15 protein-coding genes are annotated in these 20,333 nt (G+C 34.1%); 8 read left to right on the top strand and 7 right to left on the bottom strand.

Features of this window, described 5'->3' with window-relative positions; all coding sequences use genetic code 11:
• Nucleotides 1-3: 3 nt before the first annotated feature.
• Both OIU83_RS11545 and OIU83_RS11540 read right to left on the bottom strand, forming a co-directional pair.
• Nucleotides 4-3,195, bottom strand: a complete 3,192-nt coding sequence (locus OIU83_RS11545; protein ID WP_264206408.1) for a SusC/RagA family TonB-linked outer membrane protein — start codon at nucleotides 3,193-3,195, stop codon at nucleotides 4-6.
• 323 nt (nucleotides 3,196-3,518) lie between these two features.
• Entirely contained in the window at nucleotides 3,519-4,397 is an 879-nt protein-coding gene (locus OIU83_RS11540; protein WP_264206407.1) for an AraC family transcriptional regulator, read from the bottom strand.
• A gap of 303 nt (nucleotides 4,398-4,700) precedes the next feature.
• Between OIU83_RS11540 and OIU83_RS11535 the strand changes: the two genes are divergently transcribed.
• The 6 genes from OIU83_RS11535 to OIU83_RS11510 all read left to right on the top strand — a co-directional run bounded on the left by OIU83_RS11535 (nucleotide 4,701) and on the right by OIU83_RS11510 (nucleotide 12,321).
• Nucleotides 4,701-5,837, top strand: a complete 1,137-nt coding sequence (locus OIU83_RS11535) for a glycoside hydrolase family 26 protein (RefSeq protein ID WP_264206406.1) — start codon at nucleotides 4,701-4,703, stop codon at nucleotides 5,835-5,837.
• A gap of 34 nt (nucleotides 5,838-5,871) precedes the next feature.
• Nucleotides 5,872-7,260, top strand: coding sequence for an MFS transporter (locus OIU83_RS11530; protein ID WP_264206405.1), 1,389 nt, complete (start codon nucleotides 5,872-5,874; stop codon nucleotides 7,258-7,260).
• A gap of 32 nt (nucleotides 7,261-7,292) precedes the next feature.
• Nucleotides 7,293-8,483: a glycoside hydrolase family 130 protein gene (locus tag OIU83_RS11525; RefSeq protein WP_264206404.1), complete on the top strand. Its 1,191-nt coding sequence runs from the start codon at nucleotides 7,293-7,295 to the stop codon at nucleotides 8,481-8,483.
• 6 nt (nucleotides 8,484-8,489) lie between these two features.
• Nucleotides 8,490-9,680, top strand: a complete 1,191-nt coding sequence (locus OIU83_RS11520; protein ID WP_264206403.1) for an AGE family epimerase/isomerase — start codon at nucleotides 8,490-8,492, stop codon at nucleotides 9,678-9,680.
• 5 nt (nucleotides 9,681-9,685) lie between these two features.
• Entirely contained in the window at nucleotides 9,686-10,921 is a 1,236-nt protein-coding gene (locus OIU83_RS11515) for a glycoside hydrolase family 26 protein (RefSeq protein ID WP_264206402.1), read from the top strand.
• Between the two features lie 119 nt (nucleotides 10,922-11,040).
• Nucleotides 11,041-12,321, top strand: coding sequence for a glycoside hydrolase 5 family protein (locus OIU83_RS11510; RefSeq protein WP_264206401.1), 1,281 nt, complete (start codon nucleotides 11,041-11,043; stop codon nucleotides 12,319-12,321).
• Between the two features lie 67 nt (nucleotides 12,322-12,388).
• On the opposite strand, the gene OIU83_RS11505 is transcribed toward OIU83_RS11510, so the two are convergent.
• On the bottom strand, nucleotides 12,389-13,345 hold the full coding sequence (locus tag OIU83_RS11505; protein ID WP_264206400.1) for an aldo/keto reductase: 957 nt from the start codon (nucleotides 13,343-13,345) through the stop codon (nucleotides 12,389-12,391).
• A 77-nt stretch (nucleotides 13,346-13,422) separates the two neighbouring features.
• On the opposite strand from OIU83_RS11505, the gene OIU83_RS11500 reads away from it, so the two are divergent.
• Both OIU83_RS11500 and OIU83_RS11495 read left to right on the top strand, forming a co-directional pair.
• Nucleotides 13,423-13,674, top strand: coding sequence for a DUF433 domain-containing protein (locus tag OIU83_RS11500; RefSeq protein WP_319005354.1), 252 nt, complete (start codon nucleotides 13,423-13,425; stop codon nucleotides 13,672-13,674).
• Nucleotides 13,674-13,949, top strand: coding sequence for a DUF5615 family PIN-like protein (locus OIU83_RS11495; protein ID WP_264206504.1), 276 nt, complete (start codon nucleotides 13,674-13,676; stop codon nucleotides 13,947-13,949). Before OIU83_RS11500 ends, OIU83_RS11495 begins: the two co-directional genes overlap by 1 nt.
• Nucleotides 13,950-14,071: 122 nt before the next feature.
• On the opposite strand, the gene OIU83_RS11490 is transcribed toward OIU83_RS11495, so the two are convergent.
• From OIU83_RS11490 to OIU83_RS11475, 4 genes are all read right to left on the bottom strand, one after another.
• A complete protein-coding gene (locus OIU83_RS11490; RefSeq protein ID WP_264206399.1) occupies nucleotides 14,072-14,674 on the bottom strand; it encodes an HdeD family acid-resistance protein in 603 nt (200 codons plus the stop codon).
• Nucleotides 14,675-14,962: 288 nt separating this feature from the next.
• Nucleotides 14,963-17,257, bottom strand: a complete 2,295-nt coding sequence (gene bglX / locus OIU83_RS11485; RefSeq protein ID WP_264206398.1) for a beta-glucosidase BglX — start codon at nucleotides 17,255-17,257, stop codon at nucleotides 14,963-14,965.
• A 454-nt stretch (nucleotides 17,258-17,711) separates the two neighbouring features.
• A complete protein-coding gene (locus OIU83_RS11480; protein ID WP_264206397.1) occupies nucleotides 17,712-19,091 on the bottom strand; it encodes a sialate O-acetylesterase in 1,380 nt (459 codons plus the stop codon).
• Entirely contained in the window at nucleotides 19,081-20,175 is a 1,095-nt protein-coding gene (locus OIU83_RS11475; protein WP_264206396.1) for an SGNH/GDSL hydrolase family protein, read from the bottom strand. The genes OIU83_RS11480 and OIU83_RS11475 overlap by 11 nt, the downstream gene beginning before the upstream one ends.
• Between the last annotated feature and the right edge of the window lie 158 nt (nucleotides 20,176-20,333).

Genomic DNA, 20,333 nt, shown 5'->3' with positions numbered 1-20,333 from the left:
TAATTAAAATTCTAGATTAATCCCAAGAGAAAAAGTTCTTGGAGTTGGATATCTACCATTATCAATACCTGACAAAAGCACATTTTGATTAAAAGAACCAATTTCAGGATCATAACCAGAATATTTTGTGAATGTGTATAGATTTTGTGCCGTACCATATAATCTAACTCTTGTTATTTTATATTTGGATATTATATCCTGAGGCAAAGAATATCCTAAAGTTAAATTTTGAATTCTCAAATAGGATCCATCCTCAACGTAACGACTAGATATTAATAAATTATTATTTGAGGTATTTGCTATAGGTCTTGGATTATTACTTGCTGTATTAGAATCTGAATAGTAATCCAATGCATCAACCAATTGATTATCATACAATGAAGCATTTGTTGTACCCGCTCTTTTGGTTAAATTCATTACATCATTACCATAAGAACCTTGCAAAAACACAGAACAATCGAAGTTTTTATATTTAAAGTTATTAGTAAATCCAAAAGTGAATTTAGGATGTGGATTCCCTATGAAGGTTTTATCTTTTGCATCAATAATTCCGTCGCCATTTACATCTTTATACTTAACATCTCCCAAAGAAGTCTGTCCAGCACCTGTTCCTACTGCTTGCCCAAACTGGATTGGAGCCGCATTAAGTGTTGCTTGGTCTTTAAAGATTCCTTCGGCGATATAACCATAAAACATACCAATAGGATTTCCAATAACGGTATTAGTAACAACTACTGGTTGATATCCGTTAGTGTTAACTTCCTGTGTTAATACAATTCCATTTGCAATTTCATCCAAATTATTTTTGTAATGTGAAACAACCAATGAACTATTCCAGTTAAAACTACCACTACTTCTTGTATCATAACCTACCGTAATATCGTATCCTTTATTACTCATCGTTCCAAGATTAGAATAAGGAGCAGAAATCCCTCCATATTGTCCTCCTCCACCAGTTAAGTACAATGGTAATGGCACTTGAAACAAAAATCCTTTTGATTTTTTATCATAAAAATCAACGCTCGCAGATAATTTAGAATCCAACATAGTAAAATCAATACCAAAGTTAGTCTGGTTTAAAGATTCCCAAGTTAAATTTGGATTTGGATAATTAGAGGGTAAAAAACCACTTCCTAATCCGGAATTTTGAACCGCTAACATTGCCGAGTAACTATTATTAGGAATTTGTTGATTCCCAGTTTCTCCATATCCAATTCTGAATTTAATATTATCGACATATTTGCGAGTTCCCTCCATAAAAGACTCACTAGATAATCTCCAAGAACCAGAAATTGCATTGAAAACACCAGATTGATTATCTGTAGTAGGATCAAATTTAGACGAAGTATCTTTTCTTGATGAAGCAGATATACTGTATTTATCATTGAAATCGTAAATCACACGGGCAAAAAGTGATGATATAGAAGCACTTCCCTGATAACCTGTAACCCTATTATTATCTACATCGGCAAGGTTTATAGTATGAATGGAATTTGTTTTAAATCCAGATGCCGAAGCAATAAGACCTTCCCAATGTGAATCATTTGCTTCCTGACCTAATAATATCGTAAACTTATGTTTCCCTATTGTTTTATCATAAGTTAGCAAATTTTTAATATTGGTAGAATACCAATTTTGATTTCTAACATCTAAATCTGCTGTAAGATTAACTTGTGATCCCCAAGCATAAGATGGTCTAAAATCATTGTTTTCAGAATATTCAGTATTGGCAGCTACCTCAACACGGTATTTTAAACCTGTAAACAACTCAGCTTCTGCATAAATATTTCCTAAGAAATTCTTTCTAATCAATTGGTTATCTCTAGTCAAAGCTTCTCCAACCGGATTGTAGTACGTTACACTTTGATCTGTTGTAGGAGGCCCTGCAAAACTTCCATCGGTATTTCTAACGGGTATATCTGGAGATTGTAATAATGTATTTGCAATTAAACCGGAATAACTTTGGTTAACCGTAACTTTTTCATTGGTAATACCACCAGTAAGATTCCCACCAATTCTTAACCATGACTTTATTTTAGAATCTAAATTTAATCTTACTGTATATCTTTTTAATCCAGAAGCAATAATTGTCCCTTCATTATTTAGGTAACTTCCAGACAAGTAATAACTTGTTCCCTCCTTGGCACCGGAAAAAGACAGTTGGTGATTCGTTGTAATTGCTGTTCTATATACTTCATCCTGCCAGTTTGTACCTGGTCCCAACAATTCCGGATGAGAAAATTCCTGACGCGTTTGATTCCCCCATAAATTGGCCAAATTAGTTTTTAACGTTGCATATTGTTGTAAGTTTAAGACATTTAATTTATTGGTAACGGTACTAAAAGACGTAGAGTTTTCATATGAAATTTTCCCTGCCCCCTTTTTTCCAGATTTTGTTGTAATGATAATTACACCATTTGCTCCTCTAGAACCATAAATAGCAGTTGCAGATGCATCTTTTAAAATATCCATTGATTCAATATCACTTGGATTAATCATAGATAAAGGGCTTACTGCATTATTACCACTTCCTCCCGAAGAAGAAAATCCATCTTTACCGACCAAAGTTTGCCCGCTAGTCGATTTTCCCGTTGCATCACCCGAAACCGGCACACCATCAATTATATACAAAGGCTCATTAGTCCCTGATATAGAAGTAGTTCCACGAACCCTTACAGATGCTGCACTTCCAGGCGCACCAGAATTATTTGTAACAGAAACCCCGGCAACCTTACCCTGAAGCATCTGATCTACAGAAATTTGCTTTAAGTTCTCCAGATCTTTAGCTTTAACAGAAGATATCGCTCCATTTACATCTCTCCTTTTTTGAGTTCCGTACCCAATTACAACAACTTCTTTTAAATCTTCAGAAGTAGATTTTAAAGTGACATTAATTGTCGTTTTTCCAGAAACTGCAATTTTTTGAGGATTAAATCCAATAAAAGAGAATAATAATGTTGCATTAGTAGGTACTTCAATTTCGTATTTTCCATCAAAATCAGTAGAAACAGACTTCGATGAACCTACAATAGAAATATTGGCTCCCGGTATAGTCAAACCATTTTCATCTGATACTTTACCTTTTATTTTCGTTTGAGCCGAAATAAAATTACTGGTCAGCAATAAGATTAAAATCAGTGGAACCGCTATATGGTTGGCATTCCAATGAATAAAATTAGACAATAGTTTTTTCATAATAAATGTTTAGTTAGTTAAAGTTTGATATTTATAATGCTAGTAATTCAGGATTATAAAGAGTGTGGTATTTATTTTCTGAATTATTTAACAAATCTATAACAGAAGTTATCATCATGTTAATAGTATTATATCATTTGATGATAATATTTTTACTTTTTTAACTTTAAAAAACATATATGAAAATAAAAACAATAAAATTTTACATTATACTCAATATAACCACGCAAAAGACGCATAAAGTATAAATATAAAATAGTAAATCGCATAAAAATAAAACGATTTCGCTATAAATAATATTTGATTGTGCAAAAAAAGTATTATTACAAAATGCGCTTCAAGCCAGAGAAATCTTCTCTATATTGACTTGGTGTACATTTTTTAATCGCCTTGAAACTGCGGTTAAAATTGGCGATATTATTGAATCCCGATTTAAAAGCAACTTCCGAAACACTCATATCTTTTTCTACAAGCCAGCGTGCAGCATACCCAATACGGATATCATTTATATAGTTAACAAAAGTTTTTCCGGTACGTTTTTTTATAAATCTGTTAAACGAAATACTCGACATACTAGCAACATTCGAAGCATCCTCCAATGTAATTTTATCAGCAAAATGTTTTTGTACATATTCATAAACCAACTTCATTTTATCATAATCGTCAAACGTATCATAATCAACCGTATAAGTAGATAATAATCGTTGATTTCTAGAATTAGCCAAATCGTATAATAAAGAAGTAATTTCCAAAAAGTAGTCCATACCATCCAGTTTAGACAGCTTAACAAGTCTTGGTGTAAGTTCTTCGGCTACTTTTTTAGAAAATAAAATCCCATGAATCGAGCGATTGAACATATCCCGAATAGGATTCATAATACGTCTTGAAAGCAATGATTCGTGAAATAAATCATTGTGAAACTGTATCGTAATCTCATGTATTTTTTTACTCGCACACTTATTCAGTTCCCAACCGTGGTATAAATTTGGTCCAATTAAAACCAATTCGACATTATCAATTTCTTCAATATTATCTCCCACAACACGCTTCACCCCTTTCCCATTCAATATAAAATTGATCTCAAACTCAGGATGATAATGCACCGGAAAATCAAAACTATCTTTAACTCTATCAAAAACCAAAAAACTATCTCCTGAAGAAAGCGGCGCTATCTCTCTATAAAAATTTTTAGAATTACTCATCTATATAGGTTATTAAAATATAATGTTAGATTTTTTTTGTTTGCAATAATATGATATATAATTGATAAAATAATATTAATTACACGACAAACATCGGTTTATCTTTGAAAAATACAATTACCATTTATTCAAAAAAAATATTAATAATAAATAGTAATCATTTTTAATATAATATCTTTTTATAGTTTTGATAATTAATAACAGAAAATAATACCTAATTCTAGATTGAAAATTTACTACATAAAATTCAATTTAAAAATTGAGTTTTCTTTATTTAAATTCTCAAAACATCATTTTACAAACATGAAAAACACCATTTTAACTCTAATTTCAGTCGTTTTCATAGGAACATATTGTTCATCTCAACCCAAAATAAGTGATACTAATTTATCAATTTCCGATAAAAAATCGACACTCGAAACCGTAGCACTTTACAAAAAGCTTCATTTACTTTCTTCCAAAGGAATTCTTTTTGGACATCAAGATGACTTGGCTTATGGTGTAAATTGGAAATATGAGCCTGGTCGAAGTGACGTAAAAGATGTTACAGGAGACTATCCCGCTGTTTATGGTTGGGATCTTGGAGGGCTAGAAAATAATGCAGCCAATAATATTGATGGTATTCCTTTTAACAAAATGAAACAATACATCGAAGAATCTAATCAAAGAGGCGGAATCACTACCATAAGCTGGCATTTTGACAATCCTTTAACTGGAAAAAATGCTTGGGACATCACTCCAAAATCACTTGAATCGGTTTTACCAAATGGCGCCAATCATGAAAAATTCACCAAATGGCTTGATAATGCTGCCACTTTCTTATTGTCTTTAAAAGATAAAAAAGGAAAAAGTATTCCTATTCTTTACCGACCTTATCACGAACTTACAGGCAACTGGTTTTGGTGGTGTAAAAATAATGCAAGTCCCGAAGAATTTAAAACGTTATGGAAATTTACCATCAATTATTTTCAAAAAAAAGGAGTTCATAACCTAATTTACGTATACAATACAGCCGATTTTAAAACTAAAGAAGAATTCTTGGAATATTATCCCGGATATGATTATGTCGATATTTTAAGCTTTGACAAATACCAATATAACGATCCTTTAAAAGATAATTCGTTTGTAGAAAATTGCCAAAATCAGTTCAGGATTATGGACGAAGTAGCACGTGAACAACATAAATTAATGGCTTTTGCCGAAACAGGTTACGAAGCAATCCCTTATGCCAAATGGTGGACAGAAACTTTAATGCAAGCTATAGGCAATTACAAAATATCATACGTACTGGTTTGGCGTAACCACGGATGGCAGGAAAAAGAACAAAAAATGCATTATTACGCGCCATATCCAGGGCAAGTAAGCGCACCGGATTTTGTTGATTTCTATAATCTTGACAGGATCATATTCGAAAAAGACCTCAAAAAAGCAAAAAAATAAATACCACAATCATATTACCTAAACCAATAACCAAATGCACAATAAAGTTAGTTTAAAAGAAAAAATAGGCTACGGTCTTGGAGATGCCGCTTCATCAATGTTCTGGAAAATCTTCAGTATGTATCTCTTATTTTTCTACACCGATGTTTTCGGATTGGCACCTGCTGTTGTGGGAACCATGTTTTTAATTACCCGAATTTGGGATTCTTGTTTTGACCCAATCGTAGGAATCATTGCTGATAGAACCAAAACTAAATGGGGAAAATTTCGACCTTATTTATTTTGGGTGGCAATCCCTTTTGCCGTAATCGGAATACTTACTTTTTATACACCAGACTTTGACGAAAAAGGCAAAATAATATATGCATACGTTACCTATTCCTTAATGATGATGGTATACTCATTGATAAACGTACCATATGCATCCCTTTTGGGAGTAATCTCATCAGACAGAAAAGAGCGCAATACACTTTCCTCTTATCGAATGGTATTTGCATTTGGCGGAAGCCTTTTGGCACTTTGGCTTATTGAGCCTTTAGTAAATTATTTTGGAGGAAATTTAAATTCCAAAATCGGTTGGTTATCTACCATCATTGTTTTTGGAGTTATTACAACTGCCTTTTTCTGGGGGTGTTTTTTCTTTACAAAAGAAAGAGTAAAACCAATCTCCGACGAAAAAACCGATTTAAAACTAGACTTAAAAGATTTATTAAAAAACAAACCTTGGTGGATACTTCTTGGTGCTGGAATTGGTGCTTTAATCTTCAATTCAATCCGTGATGGAGCAGCTGTTTTCTATTTTAAATATTATGTAAGCAGTGCCGTAAACTTTGATTTCACGTTATTCGGAACTCCTTTTCATATGACACCCACTTCTATTTATTTGGTTTTAGGACAAGCCGCAAATATCATCGGAGTTATTATTGCAACCCCTATTGCAAACAAAATCGGGAAGAAAAAAACCTTCTTTGGCGCAATGGCTATGGCTGCAATTCTTAGCCTGGTTTTCTATTTCTTCGGGAAAGAAGACGTATTCCTTATCATGACATTTCAAGTATTAATTAGTATTTGCGCTGGTTGTATTTTCCCATTAATATGGTCTATGTATGCCGATAGCGCCGATTACTCGGAGTGGAAACAAGGTCGTAGAGCAACAGGTCTAGTATTCTCTGCTTCTTCGATGTCTCAAAAATTTGGATGGACAATTGGTGGCGCTGCAACAGGATGGCTATTGGGATATTACGGCTTTCAGGCCAATGTAGAACAAACGGCAGTTACACAAAACGGAATCCAGCTAATGTTAAGTATTCTTCCTGCCATAGCGGCAATAATCTCCTTCATTTTTATACTGTTTTACCCTTTAACCGAAGAGAAATTACAAATAATTGAACAAGATCTTAACGAAAAAAGAAATCTTATATAAATAATTAAAACTTGATATAGCACATTATATTTATGACTACAATAAAATCCGTAACCACGTTTCAAGAACGAAAAGTGGAATTAGAAAAAGAATTAAAAACACTTTTGGAATTAAAAAACGAGCCACAACCCATTGTTGGAAATGGCATTTACACCCGTTACATTAATCCTGTAGTTACTGCTGCTCATGCCCCTATTAACTGGCGTTTTGATTTAGACGAAAAAACAAATCCTTTTCTTCAGGAAAGAATCGGAATCAATGCCGCTTTTAATGCCGGTGCGATGAAGTTTAACGGAAAATACATTCTTGCCGTTCGTGTAGAAGGTATCGACAGAAAATCTTTTTTTGCTATTGCAGAAAGTCCAAATGGAGTTGATAATTTTCAGTTTTGGGATAAACCATGCGTGATACCTCAAACCGAAGAACCAGACACCAATGTCTATGATATGCGTTTAACAAGGCATGAAGATGGATGGATTTACGGCATTTTTTGTACCGAAAGAAAAGACCCAAAAGCGCCAAAAAATGATACAAGTTCTGCTATAGCAAATGCCGGAATTGTGCGCACCAAAGACTTAATTATTTGGGAAAGACTCCCAGATTTAATCTCGAATACAGGACAACAGCGTAATGTGGTATTACATCCCGAATTTGTAAATGGAAAATATGCTCTGTATACACGTCCGCAAGATGGATTTATAGATGTAGGAAGCGGTGGCGGAATCGGACTTGGATACATCGATGACATGAACAATCCTGTTGTAAAGGATGAAAAAATCATCTTTGGTAAAAAATACCACACTATTTACGAACTTAAAAATGGTTTGGGTCCAGCTCCTATAAAAACCAAAAAAGGATGGTTACATCTCGCGCATGGTGTACGAAATACAGCAGCAGGCTTACGCTATACACTATATATATTTATGACCGATTTGCATGATATTGCCAAAGTTACTCATGTTCCTGGAGGACATTTTATGGGGCCAGAAGGTATTGAAAGAGTTGGTGATGTATCGAATGTATTATTCTCAAACGGTTGGATTGAGAAAGAAGATGGAACCATTTTTATTTATTATGCATCATCAGATACTAGAATGCATGTAGCCGTTTCGACTGTAGATAAATTGGTAGATTATGTATTAAATACTCCAGAAGACACCTTTATCTCGGCTGGATCTGTAAATACAATTATTAATCAAGTAGATAAAAACAACGCAATTTAATATTCCGTGTCAGTAAAACTAAAGCAACTTAAATCCGAATTATCGACTGAACTTGATAACATTTTAAAGTACTGGTCTAAAAAAACGATTGATACTAAAAATGGCGGATTCATCGGTGAGATAAACAATCAAGATATTATAATTGATAATGCAGATAAAGGTTCTGTATTAAACGCAAGAATTTTATGGACATTCTCATCCAGTTACCAGATTACCCAAAAAGAAGCACATAAAAAAATCGCAAAAAGAGCTTTTGAATACCTTTCAGAATACTTTTATGACTCCGAATATGGTGGTTTGTTTTGGAGCATCAACTATGATACTACTCCAAAAGATACTAAGAATCAGATTTATGCTTTGGCTTTTGCTATCTATGGATTATCCGAATATTATGCTATTTCCAAAGACGACAAAGCTTTGGAGATAGCTATAAATCTATATCTGGAAATTCAAAAACACAGTTACGACCCAATAAACAAAGGATATTACGAAGCTTTTACGAGAGATTGGAAATCTATCGCCGACTTGCGTTTGAGCGATAAAGATGCCAACGAAAAAAAGACAATGAATACGCATTTGCATATCGTAGAAGCTTATGCCAACCTATTTAAAGTTTGGAAAGACAAAACCTTACAAAGTGATATCATTGAATTATTGGAAACTATAGAAACCCATTTTATAAATACCGAAACAGGGCATTTACGTTTGTTTTTTGACGAAAACTGGAAAGAAAAACCAGATGTTATTTCATACGGACATGATATCGAAGCAGCTTGGCTTTTATTGCAATGTGCCAAAATAGCCGAAAATGAAAATCTTATTGCGCGTTATAAGAAATATGCTGTTCTACTTACAGATGCCACCTTTGAAGGTATTGATTCCGATGGTGGTTTATGGTATGAATATGATCCTGAAACCAACGAATTAATTGCCGAAAAACATTGGTGGCCACAAGCCGAATTACTTATTGGTTTCTTTAATACGTATGAAATTACCGAAGAGGAAAAGTACCTGAACGTAGTTTATAAAAACTGGGGGTTTATCAAGAAATACATTCTTGATTCTAAAAATGGCGAATGGCATTGGGGAATTCACAAAGATTATAGTTTAATCGAAAAAGACAAAGCTGGTTTTTGGAAATGTCCGTATCACAACGGTCGTGCTTGTATAGAATTAATTAATCGCATAAAATCCTAAACATAATGAAACAATCATTTCTTAAAACAGCATTTTTAAGCACCGTATTTCTCGCATTATTAAGTTGTTCTTCGGATAATAACACCGACACAAATCCGGTAGTTGTACCGCCAGTTCTTGTAGATACCGACCCGCTTACAACTACAAATGTTGCCACATATATGGTAGATAAAAATGCAACAAAAGAAACGATTGCTTTGTTTTACAACTTAAAAAAACTAGCCAAAACCAAATTTGCAATTGGTCAACAAGATGCCTTTAATGGGTTTTATAAAGATGCAGGTGGAGACTCGGATATTAAAAAAAATACAGGAAATGACCCAGCAATTTTAGGTTCGGATTTTATGTTTATTACAGATAAAAACAATAATGAACAAAGTGATAATTGGTTTTATCAGCAAGAGAAAAAGATTACCGATGATGTAAAATCCGCTTACGCAAAAGGGATAATAAACACTTTTTGCTGGCATTTAAGAGAACCGAATAACGAGGATTCTTTTTATGCAGCCGATATGACAATGGAACAGAAAAATACTGCTTTTAAAAGTATTTTACCTAATGGAGCAAACCACGAATGGTACAAGAAAAAACTCGACAAAGTAGCCAGTGTAGTTGCTAATTTAAAAGGTGTCAATGGTGAATTAATTCCGATAATCTTCAGACCATTTCATGAATTTGATGGAAGCTGGTTTTGGTGGGGTGCTAATTTTTGTACTGCCGAAGAATATAAAACTGCCTATCAGTTTACCGTTGATTATTTAAAAAATACCAAAGGCGTTCATAATATTTTATATGCCTTTTCTCTAGACAACTCCTATACTACCGAAGCCAATTATTTAAGTCGTTATCCCGGCGATGCGTATGTAGATATTTTAGGAATTGATAATTACGGAGACTTTAATAACCAAGGACAAGCCGGTGCCGATAAAGCAAATGCTAAACTAAAAATTATAGCCGATTTGGCTAAAACCAAAGTTAAAATTGCTGCAATGACCGAAACTGGTTACCAAATTACAAGTTCTAATACACCTATAACAAATTGGTTTTCGACATTTTTATACAGCGCCTTAACTTCGAATAATATCGAGGTAAGTTATGTAATGTTCTGGACAAATAATAAAGATGCCTATTATGTACCAAACGCAACGGCTACAAATGCAAGTGATTTTAAAAGTTTTACAACAAAATCAAAATCGGCTTTGATGAATACTTTACCAAAAATGTATGAGTTACCAAAGTAAGAAATCATTATTAACGATAAATCTCCTAGCCCTGATAGCTGTGGAAATCCTTTCTTGTTTTTCTTTAAAACAAGAAAGATTGTAACGAATAGCAGGATTAGCTCCTAATAAAAAACACCATGAAAAATATGCTTTCAAAAATTACTTTCGCTCTATTTTTTGCAACCTCAATTTGTATGGCTCAACCAAAAATCACTGTAAAAGGAACTCAGTTTTTTAAAGATGATAAACCTTATTCTTATGTTGGCACCAATTATTGGTACGGAAGTTTATTGGGTTCTAAGAAAATTGGCGACAGAAAAAGATTGCTTCGTGAGCTTGATTTAATGAAGAAAAACGGAATCGATAATTTGAGGATTTTGGTCGGTGCCGAAGGTGGAACCTACGATTATACTGTAACTCCTGCTTTACAATACGAACAAGGAAAATATAACGAGGACTTGCTGGACGGCTTGGATTACCTGATTGCCGAGATGGGAAAACGCCAAATGTATGCTGTTTTATACCTGAATAATAACTGGGAATGGTCGGGCGGAATGTCGCAATATTTGGAATGGAACGGCTACGGGAAAATTCCGAATCCGAATATAAAACCGAATACTTGGCCGCAATTTATGAGTTTTGTTGCCCAATATCATAGTTGCGAGCCTTGTATTGAAGGTTTTAGAAATCATATTAAATTTATTTTAGGCAGAACAAATGCCTACAATAATAAAAAATACACCGAGGATCCTGCGATTATGGCATGGCAAATTGCCAATGAACCTCGCGTTTTAACGGTTGAAAATGAAAAGGCATTTACGCTTTGGTTAAATAATGTTGTGGACTTAATTGACAGCTTGGATTCTAACCATTTGATTTCAACGGGTTCGGAAGGAAAAGCGGGTTCGAATGATGACTTAGCAACATTTGAACGTACACATGCCAATCCTAAAATTGATTATCTAACAATGCATATCTGGCCAAAAAATTGGGGTTGGTATAAAGCCGAAGATGCACAAAATACTTTGCCAATTGCTATAGAAAAAGCCAATATTTATATTAATGAACATATTGCTATTGCAAAAGCATCGAACAGGCCTATTGTAATTGAAGAATTTGGCTTGCCTAGAGAAAATGAAAGTTTGTTAACGACGAGTTCTCCCGATAACCGAAATGTTTTTTACAAATCTTTCTTTGACCGTTTGGTCGAAAGTCATAAAAACAAAGAAGCCTTACAAGGGGTAAATTTCTGGGGTTTTGGCGGGGAAGGAAAAGCGGTTAACGAAACCGGAAAATGGAATCCAGGCGATACTTTTACTGCCGATCCACCTCAAGAACCACAAGGTTTAAATACCGTTTTTTCGAGCGATAAATCAACACTGGAAATGGTAAAAAAATATAATTCAAAATTAAAATAATATTGTAGAGACGCGCAAAAATAGACGCACTGCTGTGAGTCTCAACAACGCGTCTCTACAATACAATCTATCCTAAAATAGTTTCAATCGCTTTTAATTCTTCTTGAGAAAAATCAAGATTTTGCAAACTATCTATATTATTATTTAGCTGTCCTACAGAACTTGCTCCAATTAAAACCGATGTAATTCGGTTGTCTTTTAATAACCAAGCCAGTGCCATTTGTGCCAAAGATTGGTTTCTGTTTTTAGCAATTTCGTTCAAGGCAATAATCTTTAATACTTTTTGCTCCGATACTTCCTCGAGTTGTAAATGTCCGTTTGGATTTGAAGCTCTGGAATTTTCAGGAATCCCTTTCAAGTATTTATCGGTTAAAAGTCCTTGTGCCAAAGGCGAAAATGCAATACATCCTACTCCTTTTTCTTCCAGAACATCTAGTAAACCTGCTTCGGCTTCGCGAACAAACATCGAATATTTAACCTGATGAATTAAACAAGGCGTTCCCAATTGTTTTAAAATTGCCGTTGCTTCTCGGGTTTGTTCTGCATTATAATTGGATATTCCTGCGTACAATGCTTTTCCACTTCTTACAGCGTAATCCAAGGCCATCATGGTTTCTTCAAGTGGTGTTTCGGGATCAAAACGATGTGAATAAAAAATATCTACATAATCAAGTTTCATTCGTTTTAAACTCTGGTCTAAGCTCGATAATAAGTATTTTCGAGAACCCCAATCACCATAAGGTCCGTCCCACATGGTGTAACCAGCCTTGGTAGAAATTACGATTTGATCGCGCCTATTTCCTTGAAAATTATGCCACAATATTTTTCCGAAATTTTCTTCGGCAGAACCTGGAACCGGTCCATAATTATTGGCTAAATCAAAGTGTGTGATCCCTTTATCAAAAGCTTCTTTGATAATACTTTCTCCATTTTCAAAATTATCTACCGAACCGAAATTATGCCATAATCCCAAAGAAATTTGCGGTAATAATAAACCGCTTTTTCCGCATCTGTTGTATTTCATTTTAATCTATTTATTGATATAATTCCTTGTAACCAATCAAAATTATTTTAAAGCAAATTAGCGCTTTATTTTTATAAATTTGTATAAATTTAATAATTATAAATACTAACTGGCAAAATTTAATTTCTATAAATTCAGACATCCGATTCGGCAAACCTATTATTACAGGAACTCGAATTTGTGTTTCTGATATCCTTTCGTGGCTTGCTAACGGAATGTCATATGATGAAATTATCGAAGATTTTCCCGAGTTAAAAAAAGAGCATATTCTTGCCGCTCTAGCTTTTGCGGCAAATAGAGAAAACATCACAAAAATAATTGCAGCTTAATAAAATTACTTCTTGATACAAATATTTCATGGAGAATTCTCAAACTTGTTGAAAATGATTTTTCAGGCACTTTTCATTCACAGAATATTACTAGCGTAAATCAACCTGCAAAAGATATAGAAATTTGGGAATTTGCAAGGCAAAATAACTTCACCATACTCACCCATGATGATGATTTTGAAAAATTATTACTTTTAAAGGGAGTTCCTCCAAAAGTAATAATTTTAAAAACATTCAATAAGAGCACAAAACAAATTGCTGAAATTCTGATTTAAAAAAAAGAAATCATAAAATCATTTATTTCGAATGATGAACTAATGATTTTAAAGATTTATTAAATACTCCAATTCAAAACCGCTTTCCTGTCATTTATTTTAATACTCTAAAACAGTATTCTTTATGAATTGAGCTTATCTTTTAATTCATGTAGTTTTTCGGGGATATCATGTATTTTTTTCAGTTTGAAAGAGAAATAAATATAAAAAATACCTATTGCAATAAAAGCAAAAGCAGTCCAATACACTAATGAAAGCCCAGCAAAAATAGGATTCCATAATAATATGAATGAAAATATAATTCCTAGTATTCCTAAAAACAAAAGATTCCCCCAATCCTTAACGCCATAACTCTTTAAATCAAAAGCAATAACTATCGCCATGATAGAACGGAATAAAATTACAAATCCTACGTATAACGGAAGTATTGTAATAGAAATTAACGGATTAGAAATAAGCAATATCCCTACTACCAATCCTAAAATCCCCGATGCTAACGTCCATCCCCAATTGTCAAGTTTTTTTCTATTTGAAAGTGCAAAAATAACCTCAAAAACTCCAGTCGCCAGAAATGAAATACTAAAAAGAAATGCAAGGGTTAAATAAGCCGCCAATGGTGTTATAAAAGACCAAATTCCGATTCCAACAAAAAGTATTCCCACTAGTAATGGAATGTACCAGTAATCAATAGCAATTTTCACTTTTTTAAATAAAGAATTTTCCATAAGTATATTTTAAAATCGTGCTTACTCTATAAAGTTTTCAGCTTACCTTTAATTATTAACCTCGTCATGAAACAACCTTTTATTTGGCTACCGTCTGGATATAAGTACAAAAAACAAACACGAATTACACTAACTAATTTGTGAAATTCGTGTCCAAAATTTATTTATAATATTGTGTTCATTCAGTAGCTTTATTTGGAGCATTTTATTTCGAAGTTTCTCAAAGATAACGAATTTAAAATCGTATTTGTAAAAAATTACTCATGTTTTTTCATTTAAACCAGCCTGCTATTTCAATTCAAAACCACTTTCTAATCCTTTATCAGAGCTTCCCCCTACCATTATTTTAAAAGTTCCTGCTTCAACCAGATAGTTTCCTTCGTTATCATAAAAGCCTAATTCTTTTTGGCTTAAAGTAAAAGTGACTATTTTGGTTTCTCCTTTTTTGAGATCTAATAATTCAAACCCTTTAAGTTCTTTTACAGGTCTTGCAATGCTTGCAAAATCATCGTGAATATATAATTGAGCCACTTCTTTTCCGTCGTAATTACCTGTGTTTGTAACCTCAACCATAACATTTACAGGCTCATTTTTTATAAAAACAGCTTTGTTTACTTTCAGATTTTTATATTCAAATGTGGTATAACTTAATCCAAAACCAAACGGATATAAAGGTGTTTTCTCTACATCGGTATAATGGGACCAGAATACGTTTTTATCACTATTTACAGGACGTCCTGTACTGTAATTGTTATAATAAATAGGAACCTGACCTATATTTCTTGGAAAAGAAATTGGCAATTTACCACTTGGATTGTAATCACCATATAATACTTGTGCAACAGCATTTCCTGTTTGTGTTCCTAAATGCCAAGCCTCTACAATTGTCGGGATATGCTCGGCAGCCCAAGGAATACTTAACGGACGGCCATTATTTAATACCAATACAATATTAGAATTTACTTTGTATATTTCTTCTAGTAATTCTTGCTGTAAACCTGGTAAATCAAGGTTTGTCCGGCTACGTCCTTCCCCACTCTGGAAACCATGTTCTCCCAAAACCATTACCACAACATCGGCATTTTTGGCTGCTTTTTTAGCCGCTTCAAATCCGCTTTTATCGGTTGTATTAAAAACGACCTCATCGAGGAAAGTAGTTTTCCCAACCGTTAAATCCGCTCCCTTTTCAAATGTGAGCTGATTGTCTTTGTATTGCTGCATTCCTTCCAGAACCGAAACTGCTGTATTATCATCCGAAGCAATTCTCCAACTTCCCAACGGACTATTTTTATCATTTGCCAAAGCTCCAATCAAAGCAATCTTCTGCCCGGATTTCTTTAGCGGAAGCAAATTATTATCATTTTTAAGCAATACAATTGACTTTTTTGCCATGTCCAAAACGCCGTCGTTATTGGCTTTATTACCTATAGTAGCTTTCTCGCGTTTTTCATCACAATATTTATATGGATCATCAAATAATCCTAATTCAAATTTCACTCTTAAAATTCTGCGTACTGCATCATCTACCAAAGCTTCTTTTACTTTGCCGTCTTTAACCAACTTTGCCAATTCGGTAACATATAAATATGATTCCATATCCATATCCGATCCTGCTGTTACCGCTTTTTGCGTAGCATCAGCACCATCTTTGGCATAACCGTGCGCAATCATTTCACGAACCGAAGCCCAATCGGAAACTATAAAACCATCAAATTTCCATTTCCCCTTCAGAATATCTCTTTGCAAAAAACTATTTCCAGTTGCCGGAACTCCATTAAGAATATTAAACGAATTCATAAACGTACGAACTCCTGCCTCTGTAGCTGCTTTAAAGGGTGGTAAAACGGTATTATACAATTTAGAAATACTCATATCTACCGTGTTATAATCACGACCTGACTCGGCAAAACCATAAGCTGCAAAATGTTTCGCACAAGCAGCAATCGTATTTACCTTACTCAAATCCTCTTTAGTATCGCCTTGAAAACCTGTAACTCTCGCAATTGCGACTTTACTCCCTAAATAAGGATCTTCACCAGCGCCTTCCATCACTCGTCCCCAACGTGCATCGTTCGAAATATCGACATTCGGACCAAATGTCCAGTTAATTCCAGATGCCGAAGCTTCATCGGCAGCAATACTAGCCGATTTTTTAATCGCTTGCATATCCCAACTTGCAGCTTCTGCCAGCGGAATCGGACTCAATGTTTTATAACCGTGGATAACATCAAAACCTATAATTAACGGGATTCCTAAACGTGTTTCTTCAACAGCAATTTTCTGTACTGCACGAACTTCTTTTACTCCACGAACCGTAAGCATCGAGCCAACCCAACCTTTACGTAAATGCTCGTATTTTAATTCGGCATTTCCTCCTTTGGGTGCCGGTCCTGTTACATCCCAAAACCCATTATATTGGTTCATTTGTCCCACTTTTTCTTCCAGCGTCATTTGTTTCATTAACAAATCAATGCGTTCTTCGACAGGTTTATTTTTATCTAAATATGACTTTTTTTGTGCATCCATAATTCCAATTGTAAAAAGGGTAAAAACCCCAATAGTTATTATTTTTTTATTTTTCATAATGGTTAAATAGTTTAATATTTTGGGCGTGTCCCGCCGAAAAAAGCGGGTCGGGCTATTCGCTTCAAGTCCTCGCACTTCCTTCGTCAGGCTGTGGGCTTTCCACTGCTATCCCCTCACGCGAACGGGTTAACGAGCTCATTTTATTTTCAAAAAAAAATTAAATTTCTACAATCTTGTTACTCCTATTACGGAACTTCGACTTCGCTCAGTCTGACAAAAAATGAGACATAACAAAAAAACGCATCAATCCGTTACATCAATAAAATTCTATCTAACTCTTTACGAAAGGAACGCGGGTTTAAAACGGATTTAAAAAAATAATAGATGAAAAATCCGTTTAATCCGTGTTTTCGCCTTAGCGAATCCGTTTAATCCGCGTTCCTCTATAGACAATTTACTTCGTCTGTTCGCTATCGCTCGGGTGGCAAAGAATCTAAAATCCAAATTTTCTTTATTCCGTAATAAAACAAGAAGCAGGCAAATTTGCCTTATTAAATAAATTCGACTGGATTGTATTTCCCCATGCAAAACGAACTTTTGCAGGAGCATTAACCTTTTTGCTTACTAATACCACTTCATTATTTTTGATTTCGGCTTCGGCTGGATAAAAAACGTCATCGGTTCCTGCTATTTCAAACTGTTGTTCTTTTTTGTCTTTAAAATACAATCCATCGGCATAATCAAAAGAAATGACTGCTTTGTTTTTCTCTATCTTAATTCCTTTATAAAGCGGACTATTTACCAAATGGGTATTGGTTTTATAGGTATTTTCCAAAGCTAGATTTGCCAAACGAATTCCAACCGTTTTCTTATCCTTTGGATGAATTTCTTTCACATCACTAACGTCGCTTATTACAACCATTCCAGTATTAGGAACTTCTTTAAGGACTTTGCGTTGTGCATCTCTCACCTCTACATTCGAAAAATTATTACTTCCAGTTTTATAAGGTGCAATCTGTACAAAATAAAACGGAAAATCGTCTTGCCAAACTTTTCTCCAAGAGGTAATCAAAGCCGATAATGTTTTGTCATAAATAGTAGAACCTACATTCGACTCGCCCTGATACCAGATTGTTCCAGCAATTTTAAAACCTGCCAAAGGATAAATCATCGCATTATAAGCGCGTCCGGGTTGTCTTGGTCCATATTCCTGCTCATTGAGTTTTTTAGCGTTTTCTGCCAGAAGAGGATCATTTGCAACCACTTCTTCGGGCATCCAGATTTCGGCAGGAGTTCCACCCCAATTTGAAGAGATTAAACCTATTGGAACATTCTTTAGATCTTCTTGTAAACGTTTGCCAAAAAAATATCCAACGGCACTAAAATATTTCATAGTTTCTGGATTCGATTCGACCCAGTTTCCTAATAAATTATTCTGAGGGGTTGTAGCGGTTAATTTTGGAACAGTAAAAAACCGAATATTTGGGTTAGTCGCATTTTTTACTTCTTCATCGCCATTATCGATTCCCCAACTTGCAGACATTTCCATATTCGATTGTCCGGAACAAACCCAAACTTCTCCTATAAGAATATTTTTAAGTACTACTTCGTTATATCCTTTTATAGTAATAGTATAAGGTCCTCCAGCTTCGGGCGTTTTAATCTTGAGTTCCCATTGTGCCTGATTATTAGCTACAACTTTATATTCCTGATTGTTCCAACTAGACACTAATTTGATTTCTTCTTTAGGATTCCCCCAACCCCATATTTTAACTTCGGCATTGCGTTGCAAAACCATATTATCACCAAAAATATTCGGAAGAGAAGCGTTTGCCATCATAGTACTGGAAATCATCAGAAAGAAAACAAACTTAAATATATTATTTTTCATTTAGTAACTTTTTTAAAAATGGAGCATATTCATCCGCCAATACTTTATGGTCGGCAATATCGGGATGCCCTAAACAACCTTTCGGAATCATTGGTTTAAACTTAAAAATAATGATTGTCTTATGTGTTTTATCAGTCGCAAAAGCTTCTTTTATTTTCTTCAGGCAATTCTCAAAAATGACTGCTTTTTCGCCATTTACCATTGGACTATTTGTAATAACGATTTGTGTTTTTGGATTGTGTTTATACAACATCTTTATAAAATTGATGTAATTCGAAATATATTTTTCGGCATTAAAAGGCAAACGTTCTTTCTTGCCATCTCCACCAGAAAAATCATTCGTTCCTAAAGCAATACTTATAATATCAGGCTGAAAAGCAAAATCATATTTGGGTTTCGAAGCGTCTTTCGTTAAGTATAAATTCTCATACACATCGGGCATAATTGCTTCATCTTTATTCTCATCATTCCAGTTGCGATACATTCCTATTCCAGATACAGAACTCATTAAATAATCTACGCCAATTGCTCTGGAAAGTACAGGTCCGTAAGCATAATAAGCATTATGATGGTCAAAATATTCCCCTTTATCACAAGGAATATCCGATGGATCACTTGCAGCTCCACAAGTAATAGAATCACCTATAAACTCAATTTTCTTTTTCTTTATGGAAGTTATTGAAGTTAATTTTGCCGTTGTCCCCACAAATAAAACACCTCCCGTATGTGCTTCGGTAGTTTTATAAATTGTTAGGTTATGGACTTTTTTAGTTGAGGTAACTTTAACAGGAAAAGATTGTACTGCGCCTTTTTCAATTCTTAATTTACCTATATATTCCCCGTCCAGAACCAAAGAAACATAATTATGATGCTCCCAGGAATCAACGCTTTGTAGTGAAATCACACATTCATTTCCTGTGAAATTAAATGAAACCGAAGATGCAGAACCAATAAGCATTACCTTATTATTGTCCAGTTTTTCGACACGACCATTGTATAGAAATGTACTGTTTTTGCTTTGCGAAATCGAAACTATCGAAATCGTTAAAAACAGAATTAAAAGCGGTATTTTTTTGATAAACATAATTTATTTCTTAAAATATATACGAGATTAACAAATATAAATCATTTACATACTTCAGGAAGATACTAAAATGTCAAATAGTAATAAAAAAACACCAATCCTATTACGCATTCTCAAGATTCATTATAAACCATTCCTTTGATATTAAAAAGCAACCA

The sequence above is a fragment of the Flavobacterium shii genome (assembly GCF_025847235.1).
Classification (GTDB): Bacteria; Bacteroidota; Bacteroidia; order Flavobacteriales; family Flavobacteriaceae; genus Flavobacterium; species Flavobacterium shii.
The sequence above is the reverse complement of the archived record's forward strand: the minus strand, read 5'-3'. Positions and strand labels throughout refer to the sequence as shown.